Below are 17,128 nucleotides of genomic sequence, written 5' to 3'. Positions count from 1 at the left end.
CCCGCCGCCTCTTCCCCGACTGACGATGCCAGGAAGAAAATAACAAAAATCAAAAATTCAGGTGGATACCCGCCCAGGGCGCACACGTCGAGGCAGCGCCCGCAGGGGTTCATTAGGCTTCGGCCACCATCCTCGGTGCCACTTCTCAACGGTGGTCGGACGGCGACGATGGTGGTCAAGGCAAAGCGGGATCGCGCGGATGCCCGCTCGGGCGAGGCCGGATTTTCGCTGGTCGAACTCCTCGTCGTCCTGGCCATCATCGGCATGATCGCGACCATGGTCACGCCGCAGGTGCTCGGCTATCTCGGCCGCGCCAAGGGCGAGACGGCGCGGATCCAAGTGAAGAACATCGCGCAGGCGGTCGAACTCTACTATCTCGACCTCGGCACCTATCCGACGAGCCAGCAGGGCCTTCAGGCTCTGGTCCAGCCGACCGGACCGGCTTGGCGCGGCCCCTATGTCCGCGACAGCCGCGGCCTGAACGATCCGTGGGGCCAGCCCTACCTCTACCGCGCGCCCGGCGCCGGCGGGAAGCCGTACGAGGTCTACTCACTGGGCAGCGACACCAAGCCCGGCGGAAGCGACGACGCGGCCGACGTCACGAGCAACTGAACCCTCCGCCGCCAGGGGATCGCATCGGCATGGTCCGCCCCGTCCGGCAGAGCCGCTCATGCCACCCAAGACGTGATCCATCCGTGAGAGCCGTCGGACGGTGTTCCCGCGGGCCATCCCCCGTCTTCCGGAAGGCCGATGCGACACGGGCCTGCTCGGCGTCGTCATGGCGGCGTGTTCCCCGTACGCCCCGGAACGCAGACGTTCAGACGCGACACCGCGATGCTTCACGGCGTTTTTCTATCAATTCAGTTGTCACAGCGCCTGCAATTTAATGGCAACTCGACCATCAATCGATCTACAGTCTATCCACATTGAATTGCCTACTTAAGCAGCCACATTTAGTGGAAATTTAATCGAGTCCGTGACAAACCCGCCCGGCCATCGACAGTTCCGAGATGGAATGACGGCATTCGCTGAGACCAGCGGCGTCGTTCCCCGAGACATGCATTCGAAAGGCGATTCGATCCTCGTCAAGGACTGGATATGCGGCTGATCAAGACAATCCAGACCGGAATAGCGCGCAGCTTGCGCGGTGGGTGGCTGCTCGCTCCGCTCGCGCTGATGCTGCTGTCGGCCCCCGCATCCGCGGAGATCAACTTCGGCACCCGCACCGATTCGGGCGCGCTCCGGGTCGCCCATTCGGGGATGTGCTTGGCCGTCCCCGGCGCGAATCCGGCCGAGATGGTCCAGATCGAGCAGCAGCCCTGTAGCGGCGCCCCCGAACAGACTTGGCGGGTCCAGCCGGCCGGCAACGGGTTCAACCTCGTCAATCAGGCGACCGGCCTCTGCCTGGATTCGCAGGCGCGGCGGGACAATGGCAGCGCGGTTTGGCAGATCCGCTGCCAGACCGTGACGCAGCAGACGTGGTCGGCTCAACCTCTGAGCGACGGCACGCGCCTCGTGGCCGCCTTTTCCGGCAAATGCCTGGACGTCTTCGCCGTCTCCCGCGATCCGGGCGCGAAGCTGATCCAGTGGGATTGCTGGGGCGGCGCCAACCAAGCCTTCTCCGCCGTCGCATCGCCGGCCGGTCCGGCTCCGGTGGCCGGCACCACGGTGACGCTGACGCCGACCGAGATCAACGGCTGGTACGCCAAGGAAATCTTCCTGTTCGTCCGCGACGGCAGCGGGGCGATCACCCGCCAAGCGACGGTCGCCTCGTACAATTCCGGCTTCACCACCGCCGGCCTCAACACGCCTTCGCAGCCGGTCTCGGTGCCGGCCGGCTCGACCTGGGGCGTGGGCATGCGAGTCTGGGCCAACGCCGACAAATCGCGCCGCGGTACGCCGATCCTGTATTACAGCGACACGCCGGGCCAGCGCGCACTTCAGAGCACGGGCGATTGCACCACCGGCGGCCATCGGCAGGACGCGTGGGGCGATGCGGGCAATGCAGGCCGCAACGTCCTGTACACGCTGGCCTGCACGACGACCGGACCCGACACGAGCGGCGGAACCGGTGGCGGAACGGGCGGCGGTACGGAGACCGGCGGTCGGACGGGGACCGGCGGCGGCACCGCGGGTGGAAACGGCACCGGCGGGACCGGCGGCGGGACGGGCGGCGGGACAGGAACGGGAGGTGGCACCGGGCCGGGCGGCACCACGCCCCCAACTGCTACGACCACGAAGGTCTCGATCACGCTGACGGCTGCCAATGGCTGGTACGCCAAGGAGCTGTTCCTGTTCGCCCGCGACGCCAGGGGCGCGATCGTCTCGCAGACGAACCTCGTGAGCTACAATTTCGGGGTCGCAACGGCGGGGCTGAACACGCCCTCGCAGCCGCTCACCCTTCCGGCCGGGGCGACGAGCTGGGGCTTCGGCCTGCGCGTCTGGGGCAACGGCGACAAGTCGCGCAACGGCACACCGGTTCTCTATTACGGCGACACGCCGGGCCAGCGTGCGGTCCAGACCGCGGGCGATTGCCGGACCGGGAGCCGGCGCGACCAATGGGGCGACGCCGGCAGCCCTGGCCAGAACATCGTCTACGCCGTCACCTGCACGACCGGCACGACCGGAGCCGAGCCCACTGCGCCGACCGCCGGCACGAGCCTGTCGATCACGCTGACGCCGACGCTGATCGATGGCTGGTACGCCAAGGACCTGTTCCTGTTCACCCGCAACGCGGACGGCTCGGTCGGCACTGAGATGCCGGTCCTGTCGTATAACTGGAACACGACGCCGGCCGGGATGAACGTCCCGTCTCAGCCCCTCGGCGTGCCGGCGGGTGCACGCTGGGCCGTCGGCATGCGGGTCTGGGCCAACCCGGACAAGTCGCGCACCGGCACGCCGCTCGTCTACTACAGCGACACCGTGGGTGAGCGGGCGCTCCAGACATCGGGCGATTGCGCCGCCGGCGGTCGCCAGGATGCCTGGGGCGATTCCGGGGCTCCGGGCCGCAACGTGGTCTACACCCTGCGCTGCACCAGCAGCGGCACGGGTGGCGGAACCGACACCGGAGGCGGCACGGGCGGCGGCAATGCCGGCAGCGAGGGCGGCGGCACGGCCGGCCCCATGCCCGGCGAGAGCGCGCCGACCGGCACCTTGGTGCTGATCAACCGGCGCTCCGGCAACTGCATCGATTCCGCGGGCGGCGTCACCCAGCAGATCTGCCGCGACCTGCCGAGCCAGAACTGGACCTTCGTGCCGGCCGCGGGCGGCTACCAGATCCGCAGCGGCACCACCGGCCAATGCCTCGCCGTCGAGAACGGCAGCATGGGCAACGGCGCCCGGCTGGTGCAGCAGGGCTGCTCGGGCGCGGCCAACGCCCTGTTCCGCCTGCGCAAGCTGGAGAAGTGGACGGAGGTGGTCGCCAACCACTCGAACTGCTGCATCAGCCCGACGGGCGCCAACGACAACCGCAATTCCGGCAGCGCCATCGTGCAGTGGGACTGCGACGGCGCCGACCCGCAGCGCTGGACGATCCTCGGGCCGGAGGGGCGTGCGCCGTCCGCCTGGACCGCGCCGCGCGAGATCGGCATCGTCCCGGTCTCGGGGGCGGTACTGCCCAACGGCAAGCTCCTGTTCTGGGCGGCCGAGCAGCGCAGCGCCTTCCAGACCGGCGCCACCGACGGAACCTGGACGACGCTCTACGATCCGGCCACCGACCGGGCGGTCGACACCTACATCCGCAACACCGGCCACAACATGTTCTGCCCCGGCACGAACGTGCTGCCGGACGGCCGCATCCTGATCACCGGCGGCATCGCGGCGGGCGCCTCGACGATCTACGATCCCGAGGCGAACACGTGGACGCGCGCGGCGAACATGAACATCACCCGCGGCTACAACGCCAACGCCACGCTCTCGAACGGCGATTCCTTCACCCTCGGCGGCTCGTGGTCCGGCGGGCAGGGCGGCAAGGACGGGGAGGTCTGGTCGCAGGCGTCGAACCGCTGGCGCGTCCTGCGCAACGTCAAGGGCAATGCGACCGCCGACCCGAGCGTCTCGATCCTCTACGGCGACAACCACTACTGGCTGTTCGCCGGCGCCAACGGCTCGGTGTTCCAGGCCGGCCCGACGAGCGAGATGTACTGGATCGACACCAACGGCGACGGCAACGTCCGCTCCGTAGGCCGGCGCGGCAGCGACCGCTTCGCGGTCAACGGCACCGCCAACATGTACGACGTCGGCAAGATCTATAAGGCCGGCGGGGCGCCCGCCTATACCGGCGTGCCCTCCCTCGACACCGCCTACACGATCGACATCAGCGCTGGCCCCAACGGTCCCGTCACCCTGACCGAGGCGGCGCCGCTGCTGTTCCCCCGCACCTACATGAACAGCGTCGTCCTACCCGATGGCGATGTGGTGACGGCCGGCGGCCAGATCGTGGCGGCGCAGTTCACCGACAATCTGCCGGTGATGACGCCGGAGATCTGGTCGCCGAAGACCGGCAAGGTCCGGCGGATGGCGCCGATGGCGGTGCCGCGCAACTACCACAGCATCGGCATGCTGCTGCTCGACGGGCGCGTGCTGTTCGGCGGCGGCGGGCTGTGCGGGGGATGCGGCGGCGCGGACCATCTCAACTTCGAGATTCTGACCCCGCCCTACCTGCTCGACGCCCAGGGCCGGCCGGCGAACCGGCCGGGCATCACCGCGGCGCCGGCCTCCGCCCCCGTCGGCGGCACGCTCAGCGTCACCACCGACCGGACCGTGGCGACCTTCTCGCTGGTACGGCTCAGCAGCGTCACCCATTCCACCAACACCGACCAGCGCCGGGTGCCGCTGGCCGTGGCCGGCAGCAGCGGCACCACCTATCGCCTGACGCTGCCCAGCGATCCCGGCACCCTGCTTCCGGGCACCTGGATGCTGTTCGCGATGGACGAGGCCGGCGTGCCGAGCGTCGCGAAGGTCGTGCGGATCCGCTAGCGGCCTTCCCGATCGGATTGCGATCGGGAAGGCCTCCAAACCCCTGTTCTGAAAAGCTCCTTCGTGCCGAGCGGGTTGTTTCCTCCGGCGCAACGACGTCTCGAAGAAGCGGAGACCGCATCATGACGAAAACCATGGGCCTCGCCGGGGCGGCTCTCCTCGTCGTCCCCCTGCTGGCGCCGCTCGCGGTGTCCGCCCAGGTCGCCGCGCCCCAGGGCGGCAGTGCGACGCGCCAGGATCAGCCGGCCCCGGCGCTGCCGAAGGGCGCTTGCCGCGTGACGGACCGGCTCGGCGGTCGATCCTGCACCGGCGACGTGCCCGAGAGCGCCTGCGCCGCGATCGCCAAGGAGGCGAAGGGCGAATACGCCTGGACGCAGGACGAGTGCCCCTGAGAACGGGGACGGATGCGCCCGCAAGGTCGGGGAAACCCGCTGCGCCTATCCTCACGCCGCTCGCCCGAATCAGGCGCGGCCGATTCCGGATTGCACCGAAGATGACGCCCCCGCCGCGCCACCGATCCGTTCGCCGCCTCGCTCCATACCGGGCACGCGCCGCATCCTTGCTCGCACTCCTCCTCCTGCAGGCGGCGGCACCGAGCCTGAGGGCCGAACCATCGGCCCGGCCCGGTCCCGCCGCCGCGGGCGCCGGCCTTCTCGCCGGGCATTTCCGGCTGGTCGATCCCGTCGGCCGCACGATCGATTCGGACATGCTGGCGGGCAAGCCCTATGGGTTGTTCTTCGGCTTCACGCACTGTCCCGAGATTTGCCCGACGACGCTTGCGCAGTTGAGCACTGCCCTGCGCGGGATCGCCGATCCGGATCTGCGGATCTACTTCGTCACCCTCGACCCGGAGCGCGACACCCCCGCCGCGCTCGCTTCCTACATGCAGAGCTTCGACCCACGCATCGTCGCCCTCGGGAGCGAGCGCGCAGCCATTGACGAGGCGGTGGCGAGCTTCGGCGTCGTCGCCGAGCGTACCGCTCTGCCCGAGGGCCGCTACACCTACGCGCACACCGCCGCCGTGCTTGTGGTGGACGAGAACGGCCTGATCGCCGACCGGGTCTCGGCGGAGATGGAGCCCACGGCCCTGGCCGCGCGCCTCGCCCCGCTGGCGCGGCCGTCCGAGGCCGTGCGGTGACCGGTGCGCCGGTCCGCTCCGGAACGGCGGGTTTCAGCCTCATCGAGATGCTCGTGGTGCTGGCAGTGCTCGGCCTCGTGGCGAGCCTCGCGGTGCCTGCGCTCGGCAACCTGCTGCCCGGCCGGCGGCTCGACGGCACGGCGAGCGCCGTTGCCGGCGAACTGACCCGCCTGCGGGCTCAGGCGCGCCGCACCGGCGCCCCGGCGAGCCTGACCTTCGACCCCGCCCGCGCCCTCTTCGTCAGCAGTCGCCCCGGAGCGGCGCCGATCGCCGCCGCCGATCTCGCCGTCACCGTGCTGCGGAGCGAGGCGAGCCGGGCCGGACCGGGCGAAATCCGCTTCCTCGCCGATGGCGGCTCGACCGGCGGCGCGATCCGCCTCGACGGACGTGCCGGTGCGCGGCTCCTGTCGGTCAGCAGCCTCACCGGTCGGGTCACCGAGCGGGTCACCGAGGCTGAGGCGCCGCGATGACGCCGCACCGCTCGATCCACGAGGGCGCCGAGGACGGCTTCACCCTCGTCGAGATGCTGGTCGCCTTCGCGATTGTCGCCCTGTGCACCGTCACGGCGCTCCAGATCTCCGCGTCGCTGACGCGGCAGGGCGCCGGGGTGGAGGCGGCTCTGCGCGCCTCCGACGAGGCCCAGGGCATCGTCTGGCTGCGCTTCGCCCTCGGCAGCCTTCGGCCCGGCCAGGAGAGCGGCCGCTTCTCCGACGGCAGCCCGTGGGTGCTCACCGTCACCGACGTCGCCCCCGTTCTCGGCTGGCGCGACGTGCCGCCGGTCTGGCACCTGCGCCTGACCCGCGACGGCCCGCACGGCGCGATCGTCTACGAGACCGTTCTGGCGGCGGGCCTCGGTGGCTGAGGCCGGTGCCGGCGCGGCGGCCGGGCCCGGCGAGGCGGGCTTCTCGCTGGTCGAGATGCTGGTCTCGCTCGCGCTAATGTCGCTCGTCGCCCTGCTGCTGCTGCAGGCGATCGGCACCGCCGGCCTGCTGTCGCGGTTCGGCGGACGGCTCGCGGCCGAGACCGACCTCGACATCGTCCGCGACCACCTGCGCACCTCCCTGAGCCGCCTCGTGGGGCGCGGCACCGACGGGCGGCGCCCGCCGTTCCGGGGCGAACCGGAGCGCTTCTCCGGCATGGTGCTGGCCAGCCGTGATGCCGAGCGGGGCGGCGCCGTGCGGCAGACCGTGTGGGCGCTGCGCCGCGACGACGGCACGATCGATCTCGTGGAAGCCCGCAGCCTGGGCGAGGACGGGGCCAGCCCGCCGGAAGTGCTGGTGAGCCGGGCGGCGGCCCTGCGCCTGCGCTACTTCGGCAGCGACCACACCGATCCGCAGCCGCGCTGGCAGCCGGCATGGGGCCGCCGCGACCGGCCGCCGACGATGATCGAGATCGGCCTCGATTTCCCCCCCGGTGACCGGCGGCGCTGGTCGCCGCTGCTCGTGCCGCTCGGCGTCGGCCAGTGAGGCCGCGCCGATCCGTGGCATCGGGCGAGCAGGGCTTCGTCCTGCCCGCGGTGCTCGCGGTGATGATCGTCGTGTCCGCCGCCGCGCTCATCGCCACCGACCGTCACCGAACCCGCACGGCGGTGGCCGAAAGCCAGACCCGCGGCCTGCGCCTTCAGGGTCTGGCCGACGGTGCCGCCCGGCTCGTGGCCACGGGGATCGTGCTGGAGCGGACCCGCGGGATGCCGGGGCTCGGCCTGCCGCGCAACGGGGCCGCCATCGCCTGCGGCCTGCCTGAGGGGCGGCGCCTCGTGCTGGCGCTTCAGGATCAAGCCGGCCTGATCGATCTCAACGCCGCCCCGCGCCCGCTGCTCGAAGCGGCCTTCCGCGCGCTCGGCATCGGCGATGCCGACGCCCTGCGGCTCGCGGCCGAGGTGATGGATTACCGCGACGCCGACGACGACCCAGAGCCCGGCGGTGCGGAGCGCCCGCAATACGCCGCGCGGGGTCTCAGCCACGGCCCGCGCAACGCACCCTTCACCAGCATCGACGAGATTGAGCGTCTGCCCTCGATGACGCCGGAGCGCGTGGCGCTCTCGCGCGGGGCCCTGACCATCTACAATCCCGGCGGCGGCCTCGACCCCGGCCTCGCGCCGGTTCGCGCCCTGGCGGAAGGCGTCGCCGGCGACCGGCTGCGCCCGCACGCGGCCCTGTCCTCCGGCCAGTATGTCGAGATCCGCGCCACCGTCTCGGACGGACGGGGACGCGCCCTGCGCAGCGCGATCATCTCCGCGAGCGGCACCGGCACGCCGGTCCTGTCCTGGCAGCCGGACGGGCCGGATCTGGTGGGCGGCCTGGCCCATCCCGCCTGCGGGCCGCTCGCCGCCGCGCTGATCCAGCCTTGAGCCGAACTTATCAAATGTCAATTGGTCGTTAACCATAAGTAGCTAGCGTCACCGCCACCAGCAACCAGCGGCATCGAGGTCGAGCGGAGGCATGGCGATTCGTGCACATGTCCTCGCGCTGACGTTCGGGCTGGCTCTCGGCCTGCCTGGCGCCGCCTTCGCCGCCGAGCCGTTATCGGGGCCCGGCTACGGCCCGCGGCCCTCGGGCGGTTTCATCCTTCGCGGGAACGACCGGTTCATCGCCGGGGAGGCTCCCGCGGCGCAGGCGCTCCCCGGCGGCCTCGTCAGCCTCAACCTCGTCGAGGCCCCGCTGCCGAATGCCGCCAAGGCGGTGCTCGCCGACACGCTGGGCCTCGGCTACACCCTCGATCCGCAGGCCACCGGCACCGTCACGCTCCAGACCGGCGGTGCGGTCACCCGCGAGGCGCTGCTGCAGATGTTCGAGGCGGCGCTGGCGAGCCGTGGGCTGGTGCTGCGCCGCCGCGGACGCATCGCCCAGATCGCCCCCGCCGCCACCGACCCGAACGCCGTGCGCGCAGTGCGCGGCCCGGCCGCGGAAGCCGGCGCCGTCGCCGTGCCCCTGCGCTGGGTCTCAGCGGTCGAGATGCAGGCGATCCTGACATCGGTCGCACCCCGCGACGTGGTGCTGCGGGCCGACCGGGCGCGCAATCTCCTGATCCTCAACGGCGACGCGACCCAGATCCGCGCGCTGCGCCAGACGATCGAGATGTTCGACGTCGATTGGATGCGCGGCATGTCCACCGCGATGCTGCCGGTGCGCAGCGCCAGCCCCGTTACGCTCGCCCGCGACATGACGCAGATGTTCGGGGGCGAGGCCGCCGGCACCGGGGACGTGATCCGCTTCATCCCCAACGAGGCGCTGAGCGCCATCCTCGTGGTGAGCTCGCGCGCCGTCTATCTCGACCGCGCCCGCGTGATGCTGGAGCAGATGGAGGTGCTCGCGGCCGAGCGCGAGCGCCAGCTCTTCGTCTACCGCATCCAGAATCGCTCGGCCCGGGAACTCGCGGCGGTGCTTCAGGGTGTGGTCGCGGCGGAAACCGGCGCCCCCGTGAACGTCTCGTCGGGCTCCGGCGCCGCGCAGGCCGGCCTCGGCGGCGGCTTCGCCCAGGGCGCGGGCGCGATGCCAGGCGGACTCTCAGCCGGATATGGTGGCGCCGGCGGCTCGGGATATGGCGGCTTGAGCGGCTCGGCAGGACAGTCCGGTGCGGGTACCCCTTACGGCGCCGGCTACGGGACTGACGCCGCGACGGGCGGTGCCGGAGGCACGGGCGCCTACGGAAGCACCGGGTCCATGCCCGGCACGGGATCCGCGGGGGGCATGTCCCCCATGGGCGGCATGGACGGAACCGGGGGCCTGCCCGCAGCGTACGGCGCCGCGCCGGCTGCCTACGGTGGCGGCTACAGTGCGGAGGCGGGCATGGCGGGGGGGTATGGCGGGGCCTACGGCGCCCGCCGCGACGCCATCGGCGTCGTTGCCGACGAGGCCAACAACAGCCTCGTGATCTCGGCCACCCGCAACCAGTACGACAAGATCCTGCGCATCCTCGGCCGGCTCGACGCGATGCCGATGCAGGTGCTGCTCGAGACCGTGATCGCCGAAGTGACGCTCAACAACGAGCTTCAGTTCGGCGTGCAGTGGTTCCTCAAGAACAGTGGTTCGCGCTTCAACCTGGCCCAGGCGGACACCAACCGCAGCGTCGCCCAGGGCACGAGCGGCACGGACGCGCTGATCAAGGCCGCCGCGCGGGGCGTGCCGGGCTTCAACTACCTGCTCAACGCCTCCGACTTCAACGTCGTGCTCAACGCCCTGCAGGGCGTGACGCGGGTCAACGTCATCTCCTCGCCCAACATCACCGTGCTCGACAACCGAACCGCCAAGCTCCAGGTCGGCGATCAGGTGCCGATCGTGCGCCAAAGCGGCCAGAGCGCGTTCGCGGCGGGTGCGCCGATCCTCAACCAGATCGAGATGAAGGATACCGGCGTGATCCTGTCGGTGACGCCGCGGGTGAACAAGAACGGCCTCGTGGTGCTCGACATCAACCAGGAGGTCAGCGACGTCGTGAAGACCACGACCTCGGAGATCAACTCGCCGACGATCCGTCAGCGCCGGGTCGCGACCAGCGTGGCGATAAACGACGGCCACAGCCTCGCCATCGGCGGCATGGTGCAGGAGAAGGCACAGATCACCAACGAGAGCGTGCCCGTGCTGGGCGACCTGCCGATCGTCGGACCCGCCTTCCGCAACCGCATCGACGGGCGCGTGCGCACGGAGCTGATCGTGTTCATCCGGCCGAAGGTGATCCGCGGCACCGTCGAGGCCGACCGCATCGCCGAGGATTTCCGCCAGCAGTTCCGGGCGATGATGCCGATCCGCCCGGTGCCGGCGCCCCTGCCGATGGCCGCCATGCCGATCGGGCCGGACGGCGTGCTGCGCCGGATGATCGACTGATCCGCAGAGGAGTTCGGCCCGCCCAAGCTTTGGACAATCTCGCGCTTCAAAGCCGCCAGACCGACCGTTTCAGATCCCGCGATCGGTGAAGGATTACGCTGGCGGAAGCCGGAACGCGCCCGCGGATCGCACCGCGCTCATCGTCCCCCGATCCATTCGGTGACGCCGGAGGCCGAACGGAATTCGTCGAGGGCATGGACCCGCGCCTCGGGGATCGCGTTGCGGGCCATGGTCGCGAGGGCATGGCCGGGGCCGAGTTCCAGCACGGTGTCGCAGCCATATTCCCGGCAGGCATCCAGGCAGGCCGCCCAGTCGATGGTGTGCGAGATCTGACGCGCGAGCTTCGACAAACCCGCTCGGACGTCGAAGACGGGCGCGCCGTCGAGGCCGCTGATGAGCCGGGGAGCGCCCGGCGGGGGCCGCAGTGGTTGCAATCCCGCGAGAGCCGCCTCGAAGCGCTGGCTCGCCTCGCGCAGCAGCGGCGTATGCGAAGGGGTGCGCACCGGCAGAACCACGGCGCGCAGCGCACCGGCCGCCAGCGCCTCGACGCAGAGTGCTTCGAGCGCCGGGCTCGGGCCGCCGATGACCGCGCTGTCGCTGGCGTTGCGGATGGCGAGTTCGCAGCCCTGCGCCGCCGCCAGGGTCTCGATCGCCGCGATCGGCAACCCCCGAATGCCGGCAAGGCTGGCGCCGTCACCGGCGGCTGCATCCATGGCCTCGGCGCGCGTGGCGGCAAGGCGCAGGATCGTCTCGGCGTCGAAGCGGCCGGCGCAGCCCCAGGCGGCAAGATCGCCGATGCTGTAGCCAGCAACGATCGTGCGGGCGGGGTGCGCCGCCTGCACGAGGGTCCAGCCCGCCAGCGCGGCGACGCAGCAGAGGATCTGCCCGGTGCGGTTCCCGTGCAGATCCGCCCCCGGAATGCGGACCAGTGCCCGCGGGTCTTGTCCGAGAACGCATTCGGCCGCCGCGAAAACCGGCGCGGCCGCGGGCCATTCCGCGGTGAGGTCGAACATCCCCGGATGCTGGCCGCCTTGGCCGGAGAGGAGCACCGCGAGCGTCACGCGGACGCCTCGACGCTTTCCACGAACAGCGTCATTGCGAGCAGGTCGGCGGCGCCGCCGGGGCTGAGGTTACGGGTGACGAAGGCGCGATGCAGCGCCTCGGCGCGCGCGCGCCACCGGGGCTGCGCCACACCGCCGTCGGCGATGAACCGCGCAGCCTCGCCCCGCGCGAAGGCAAAGCCCTCCGTCCCGCCGCGATGCAGCAGGTTCGTGTCCTCGACATGCGCGATCAGGGCAAGGCAGGCTTCGACCCGCGCGGCCTCCGCATCGCCGGGATGACACTGCCGGCCGCGTCGCAGGGCCGGCAGGGCGACCCGGTAGAGGCTCGGAAAGCCGGCGGCGGCCTCGGCCGGCGCGCCGCCGACGCCGTGCCGGCGGCGTGCCCGCGCGCCGGGCGCGTGGAGCAGCACCGGCCCGTCGAGGATCGCCAAACCGTAGCGGTCGCGGACGAGGGCGCCGAGCGCACCGGCCCCCGGCCGCTTCAGGGCGCCAGCCGCGGCGCAGAGGAGGCCGAGCCCGAAGATGGCGCCGCGATGGGTGTTCACGCCGCCGGTCGCCGCCCGCATCGCTGCCTCCGCCTCAAGGCCGATGCGGCGCAGAGCCGGCATCGGCGCGCCCGCCGCACCGGCGAGTGCGAGGGCGCGGAAGAAAGGCGTGATCGCTACTGTGCTCGCCCGGAAGGTGTCCGCATCCATGTCGGCATGGCTGCCGCGATCGACATGGCTGACGAGGCCCGGCTTCGGGTAGGTTTCGAGTTCGAGCCGCAGCGCCGTCGCCGCGGAACGCGCGATCGCGTCCGCCGCCGGGCACCCGTCATTCTCGGGGGACGCGCTCGCAGCGCGGAGAGCGGGCTCATTCCGGATCTCCCGCGAGAAGGGCGGCGGCCTCGCGGAGGGCGAGGCGGTCGCGGTGCTTGACCAGCACCGTTCCGCCGGGGCCGGCGCCGTGCAGTTCGCGCCAATTCACGCCGCCCCCGTCGGGCAGCAGGATCTCACCATCAAGGCGCATCGGCGCCCGCGCCTCGATCGCCGCGATTCCCTCCATGAGCCGAGAGGGAACCGCGCCGGGAACCGGCCAGAGCAGATCGAGGTCCGACCCCTCGGACAGGTAGGGGAGGCCGGTCAGGCTCTGCCAGAGCAGGCTTCCGAAAGGACGCGGCGCGAGGCCATGGCGCTCGCCGAGGGCGATCAGCGCTTCGAGCGTCGCCGCCCAGGACGGCGGGCATGCAGCGCGCGCCTCGGACAGGAGGACGGGCGCGCGGGGGCGGATCGCGTCCGGCGGGAGGGCGAGGCCGATGCGGCGCTTGCCGTCGCGGGGCGGCAGGGGCAGGCCGACCGGCACGCGGCCCGCATCCTCTCCCGGATGCGAGCGGCGCAGGATGACCGGCCGGCCGTCATTCACCCACGCCGCGACGTGCGGCACCTCTGCGAGATCCGCCCGCGCGATCACGGCAGCGGCCCAGGCTCCCGGCTCGACGTCGAGGAGGTCATGGCGCCGGTGCGCCTCAGCCAAAAGCGGCCTCCCGCACCACCTGCGCGGCGATCGCCTCGGCCACCGGTCGTCCGCCGCGCTCGCGTCCGGCCCGGTCGCGGGTATCCTCGGCGGGCAGCGCGTCGATCACGGCGGCGATCTGCTCTGCCAGCGACCGCTCGGGGTCAAGCACCGCCTGCACCGCGCCGGTGCGCACCATGTTGTCGAGACCCGGCGCGAAGACGGGCGTGTCCTTCGCCATCGCCTCCAGCCGGTCGAGGGGCAGCTTCGTCACGCGCGCGACGGAAGGCAGGTCCATCACGCTCGGGTTCGCCCCCGGCAGGCCGACGAGGACGCGGGTGGCGAGGGCCGTGGCGATGAAGGCGCCCGCCGCCGAATGGCCGTAGATCAGGCCGACGGTGGGGTGACCCTGCGCGTCGGCGAGCAGCAGCGTCTTGGCGAGGTGAGCGAGGTACTCGTTGAGGCCGAGCAACTCGTCGCGCCGGCTCATGCGCTGGCTGTCGGAATCGATCGCCACCAGGATCGGGGTGGCACCGCCCCGGCGCACCACGTCGAGCACGTAGCCCGCGAGTCGGCAGGCGCCGTCGACGCCGAGCGCCGTGTCGCCGTCGATGCCGATCACCGCCAGCCGGCCGTCCCGGAACGGACCCTCGCCGTTCACGAGTCCGTCCGCGACGGTCACGGAATGACCCTCCGGAAACAGCGAGGCCAGGATCTCAGCGAGCGTCATGGGTCGTCTCTCCCAGGCTGGCGAGCAGGGTGTCGAATGCGGCCGTGGTCAGGGCCGGCACCGCCTCAGGATCGTTCACCCCGAGCCGCGCCCAGATCTCGGTCCCGTCGCGGCAATCGCCGAAGCGCGTGAGGCGCTGTTCCAACCGCGCCTGCTCCGCCTCCAGCGTGGCGAGGTCGAAGGCCGGGGCCCGCCCGATCTGGTCCAGGGCCGCTTGGCGGAAGGCCGCGACGGTGTCGTCGGCATAGGCATCGGCGCCGCCGATGAGGCGGCGGTGCTTGCCGCCCATGGTGCGCCAGACGAGGGCACGGTCGCGGGAATCGAATTCCTCCGCCCCCTTGTTGGTCTCGATCACCTCCGGCCCCGAGACCGAGATGCGCCCGCCCTCGGAGACGACGAGCCGCGAGCAGGTGCCCGCGATCAGGCCGCCGCCGCCATAGGCCCCGGCCCGGCCGCCGATCAGCCCGATCACCGGCACGCCGGCCGCGCGCAGTTGCACGATCGCGCGCATCACCTCGGCGATCGCGGTCTCGCCGGCATTGGCCTCCTGCAGGCGCACGCCGCCCGTATCGAACAGGATCAGCACGGCGTCCGGCTTCAGCGCCAGGGCGGCGCGCAGCAGGCCGACGAGCTTGGCGCCGTGCACTTCGCCGAAGGCACCGCCCATGAAGCGGCCCTCCTGCGCGGCGACGAGGACCGGCTTGCCGTCGAGGCGGCCCGAGCCGACGATCATGCCGTCATCGAAGGCCCGCGGCAGGTCGAACAGAGGCAGGTGCGGGCTCATCCGGCGCTGCTCGGGGCCGATGACCTCACGAAAACTGCCCGCATCCAGCAGGCCGTCGAGCCGTGCGCGGGCGCTCGCCTCGTACCAGCTTGTCGCCCAGCCCTTGGCGGCCGGGTCGATGGTCCGTTCGCTCATCGTCAGACCTCCATTAGCCGGGCGCCCTGGAGCAGGCGCAGGGACACGGTGTCGGGGCGCGCGCCGCCGTCATTGATCGTGATGCGCAGGCCGCCGGGCTGGGCGCGGGAGACGAAGTCCGCGACCACCGCCGCCCAGACCTCGCCGTAGCCGCGAATCGGCGTCTCGATCTCGACGGTGCACTCGGTCGGGGGCAGCGCGCGCTCCAGCAGCACTTCGAGGTTGCCGGAGGCGACCACGCCGGTGATGGCCTGGGCCTTCGCGCCGGCCAGGGCCCGCTGCGTCGTGTGTCGGAAGCTCAGCTTTTCCATCGCGGCCTCACCAATTTCGGAACTTCGCCGGCGGCTCGTAGAGCCCGCCGGACCAGTGCACGAGATCCTTGATCGAGCGCGCCGCGAGCAGGGAGCGGTCGGCATCGAGGGGTTCGATACCGAGATCCTCCGGACGGCGCACGATGCCACGCTGGCGCAGACGCTCGACCATGGCTCGGTCACGCCCGCGGCCGATCTCGGTGTAGCCGGCCACCCCACGGATCGCCTGTTCGCGCTCGTCGACGGTGCGACAGAGCAGGAGGTTGGCGATGCCTTCCTCGGTGACGATGTGGGTGACGTCGTCGGCGTAGACCATCACCGGAGCCAGCTCCAAGCCGATCTTATGCGCCAGTTCGAGCGCGTCGAGCCGTTCGACGAAGGCCGGCACCAACCCCTCGCCGAAGGTTTCGACGATCTGCACCACGAGTTTGCGCCCGCGCATCAGGGCGGGATCGCCCGTGACCTGCGCCTCGCGCCCCGCTTTCATCCAGGTGTCGGAGGGGTGGCGCCGTCCATGCGGGTCCGAGCCCATGTTCGGCGCGCCGCCAAAGCCGGCCACGCGGTTCTGCGTGACCGTCGAGGAATGACCGGCCAAGTCGATCTGCAGGGTCGAGCCGATGAACAGGTCGCAGGCATAGAGCCCGGCCGTCTGGCAGAAGGCCCGGTTTGAGCGGAGCGAACCGTCCGCGCCGGTGAAGAAGATGTCGGAGCGCTCGCGGATGTAGCGGTCCATGCCGACTTCGGAGCCGAAGCAGTGAACCTGTTTCACCCAGCCCGATTCGATCGCCGGGATCAGGGTCGGATGCGGGTTGAGCGCCCAGTGGGTGGCGATCTGGCCCTTCAAGCCGAGCCGCTCGGCATAGGTCGGCAGCAGCAATTCGATCGCCGCCGTGCCGAAACCGATGCCGTGGTTGAGCCGGCGGATGCCGTACTCGGCGTAGATCCCCTTGATCGCCATCATGGCCATCAGGATCTGCGTCTCCGTCATCGCCGCCGGATCGCGGGTGAACAACGGCTCGACGTAGAACGGCCTGTCGGCCTCGACCACGAAGTCGATCCGGTCGCCGGGGATGTCGACGCGGGGCACGCGATCGACGATCTCGTTGACCTGCGCCACCACCACGCCGTTCTTGAAGGCGGTCGCCTCCACCACGGTCGGCGTGTCCTCGGTGTTCGGCCCGGTATAGAGGTTGCCGTCCCGATCGGCCGAGACGCCGGCGATCAGCGCCACGTTCGGGGTCAGATCGACGAAGTAACGGGCGAACAGCTCGAGATAGGTGTGCACCGCCCCGAGCTCGATATGACCGCCATAGAGCATGCGGGCGATGCGCGCACCCTGCGGCCCCGAATAGGAATAGTCGAGGCGCCGCGCGATCCCCTGCTCGAAGATGTCGAGATGCTCGGGTAGCACGATGCCGGACTGGACCATGTGCAGATCGTGCACGCGGGCGGGGTCGCACTGGCTCAAGCCCCGCGCGAGGCAATCCGCCTGCTTCTGGTTGTCGCCCTCCAGACAGACCCGGTCGTCGGGCTGAAGGATCGCCTCCAGGAGAGCCACCACGTTGGCCGCCGTCACGATCTTGCCCGCGGCGTGGGCCCGACCCGCCTCGATCCGCGCATCGCGGGCCGCCCGTTCTCGACCCCAACCGCTCATCCGGTCCGCTCCCTGTGATGGCCTGGC

At 71.3% G+C, this 17,128-nt stretch carries 16 protein-coding genes; 9 read left to right on the top strand and 7 right to left on the bottom strand.

The genetic code is table 11. The features are described from left to right. The first annotated feature begins 168 nt into the window (after positions 1–168). The 9 genes from gspG (at position 169) to gspD (ending at position 10,935) form a co-directional block, all read left to right on the top strand. Positions 169–612, top strand: coding sequence for a type II secretion system major pseudopilin GspG (gene gspG / locus MSPGM_RS00195; protein ID WP_003603860.1), 444 nt, complete (start codon positions 169–171; stop codon positions 610–612). Between the two features lie 486 nt (positions 613–1,098). Continuing rightward, complete coding sequence (locus MSPGM_RS00190) at positions 1,099–4,977, top strand: RICIN domain-containing protein (protein WP_261926055.1); 3,879 nt, start codon at positions 1,099–1,101, stop codon at positions 4,975–4,977. A 122-nt stretch (positions 4,978–5,099) separates the two neighbouring features. After that, complete coding sequence (locus MSPGM_RS00185; RefSeq protein ID WP_003603858.1) at positions 5,100–5,369, top strand: hypothetical protein; 270 nt, start codon at positions 5,100–5,102, stop codon at positions 5,367–5,369. 167 nt (positions 5,370–5,536) lie between these two features. Next, entirely contained in the window at positions 5,537–6,115 is a 579-nt protein-coding gene (locus MSPGM_RS00180) for an SCO family protein (protein WP_012751956.1), read from the top strand. Continuing rightward, positions 6,112–6,585: a Tfp pilus assembly protein FimT/FimU gene (locus tag MSPGM_RS00175; protein WP_012751955.1), complete on the top strand. Its 474-nt coding sequence runs from the start codon at positions 6,112–6,114 to the stop codon at positions 6,583–6,585. The genes MSPGM_RS00180 and MSPGM_RS00175 overlap by 4 nt, the downstream gene beginning before the upstream one ends. Further along, the gene (locus MSPGM_RS00170; protein ID WP_012751954.1) at positions 6,582–6,977 is read left to right on the top strand and encodes a type II secretion system protein J; all 396 of its coding nucleotides are present in this window, start codon (positions 6,582–6,584) and stop codon (positions 6,975–6,977) included. The genes MSPGM_RS00175 and MSPGM_RS00170 overlap by 4 nt, the downstream gene beginning before the upstream one ends. Further along, positions 6,970–7,581 carry a prepilin-type N-terminal cleavage/methylation domain-containing protein gene (locus tag MSPGM_RS00165; protein WP_012751953.1) on the top strand — a complete coding sequence of 204 codons (612 nt, stop codon included), beginning with the start codon at positions 6,970–6,972 and terminating at the stop codon, positions 7,579–7,581. Before MSPGM_RS00170 ends, MSPGM_RS00165 begins: the two co-directional genes overlap by 8 nt. A gap of 14 nt (positions 7,582–7,595) precedes the next feature. Beyond that, the gene (locus MSPGM_RS00160; protein ID WP_158022349.1) at positions 7,596–8,465 is read left to right on the top strand and encodes a general secretion pathway protein GspK; all 870 of its coding nucleotides are present in this window, start codon (positions 7,596–7,598) and stop codon (positions 8,463–8,465) included. A gap of 91 nt (positions 8,466–8,556) precedes the next feature. Beyond that, positions 8,557–10,935, top strand: coding sequence for a type II secretion system secretin GspD (gene gspD / locus MSPGM_RS00155; RefSeq protein ID WP_012751951.1), 2,379 nt, complete (start codon positions 8,557–8,559; stop codon positions 10,933–10,935). Between the two features lie 137 nt (positions 10,936–11,072). Here the strand turns inward: gspD and MSPGM_RS00150 are convergent, their stop codons facing one another. The 7 genes from MSPGM_RS00150 to mdcA form a co-directional block, all read right to left on the bottom strand. Next, positions 11,073–11,996 (bottom strand): acyltransferase domain-containing protein, encoded by a 924-nt coding sequence (locus MSPGM_RS00150; RefSeq protein WP_003607003.1) that lies wholly within the window; start codon positions 11,994–11,996, stop codon positions 11,073–11,075. Then, positions 11,993–12,787: a triphosphoribosyl-dephospho-CoA synthase MdcB gene (gene mdcB, locus MSPGM_RS00145; RefSeq protein WP_261926422.1), complete on the bottom strand. Its 795-nt coding sequence runs from the start codon at positions 12,785–12,787 to the stop codon at positions 11,993–11,995. Before mdcB ends, MSPGM_RS00150 begins: the two co-directional genes overlap by 4 nt. A 61-nt stretch (positions 12,788–12,848) precedes the next feature. After that, the gene (gene mdcG / locus MSPGM_RS00140; RefSeq protein ID WP_012751949.1) at positions 12,849–13,508 is read right to left on the bottom strand and encodes a malonate decarboxylase holo-[acyl-carrier-protein] synthase; all 660 of its coding nucleotides are present in this window, start codon (positions 13,506–13,508) and stop codon (positions 12,849–12,851) included. After that, positions 13,501–14,217 (bottom strand): biotin-independent malonate decarboxylase subunit gamma, encoded by a 717-nt coding sequence (gene mdcE, locus MSPGM_RS00135; RefSeq protein ID WP_003601012.1) that lies wholly within the window; start codon positions 14,215–14,217, stop codon positions 13,501–13,503. The genes mdcG and mdcE overlap by 8 nt, the downstream gene beginning before the upstream one ends. Beyond that, a complete protein-coding gene (locus tag MSPGM_RS00130; RefSeq protein ID WP_003601014.1) occupies positions 14,204–15,136 on the bottom strand; it encodes a biotin-independent malonate decarboxylase subunit beta in 933 nt (310 codons plus the stop codon). Before MSPGM_RS00130 ends, mdcE begins: the two co-directional genes overlap by 14 nt. Positions 15,137–15,138: 2 nt before the next feature. After that, entirely contained in the window at positions 15,139–15,447 is a 309-nt protein-coding gene (gene mdcC, locus MSPGM_RS00125) for a malonate decarboxylase acyl carrier protein (RefSeq protein ID WP_003601015.1), read from the bottom strand. A gap of 7 nt (positions 15,448–15,454) precedes the next feature. Then, the gene (mdcA, locus tag MSPGM_RS00120) at positions 15,455–17,101 is read right to left on the bottom strand and encodes a malonate decarboxylase subunit alpha (protein ID WP_261926054.1); all 1,647 of its coding nucleotides are present in this window, start codon (positions 17,099–17,101) and stop codon (positions 15,455–15,457) included. Between the last annotated feature and the right edge of the window lie 27 nt (positions 17,102–17,128).

The sequence above is a fragment of the Methylorubrum sp. GM97 genome, assembly GCF_024347855.1.
GTDB classification, from domain to species: Bacteria; Pseudomonadota; Alphaproteobacteria; order Rhizobiales; family Beijerinckiaceae; genus Methylobacterium; species Methylobacterium extorquens.
The sequence above is the reverse complement of the archived record's forward strand: the minus strand, read 5'-3'. Positions and strand labels throughout refer to the sequence as shown.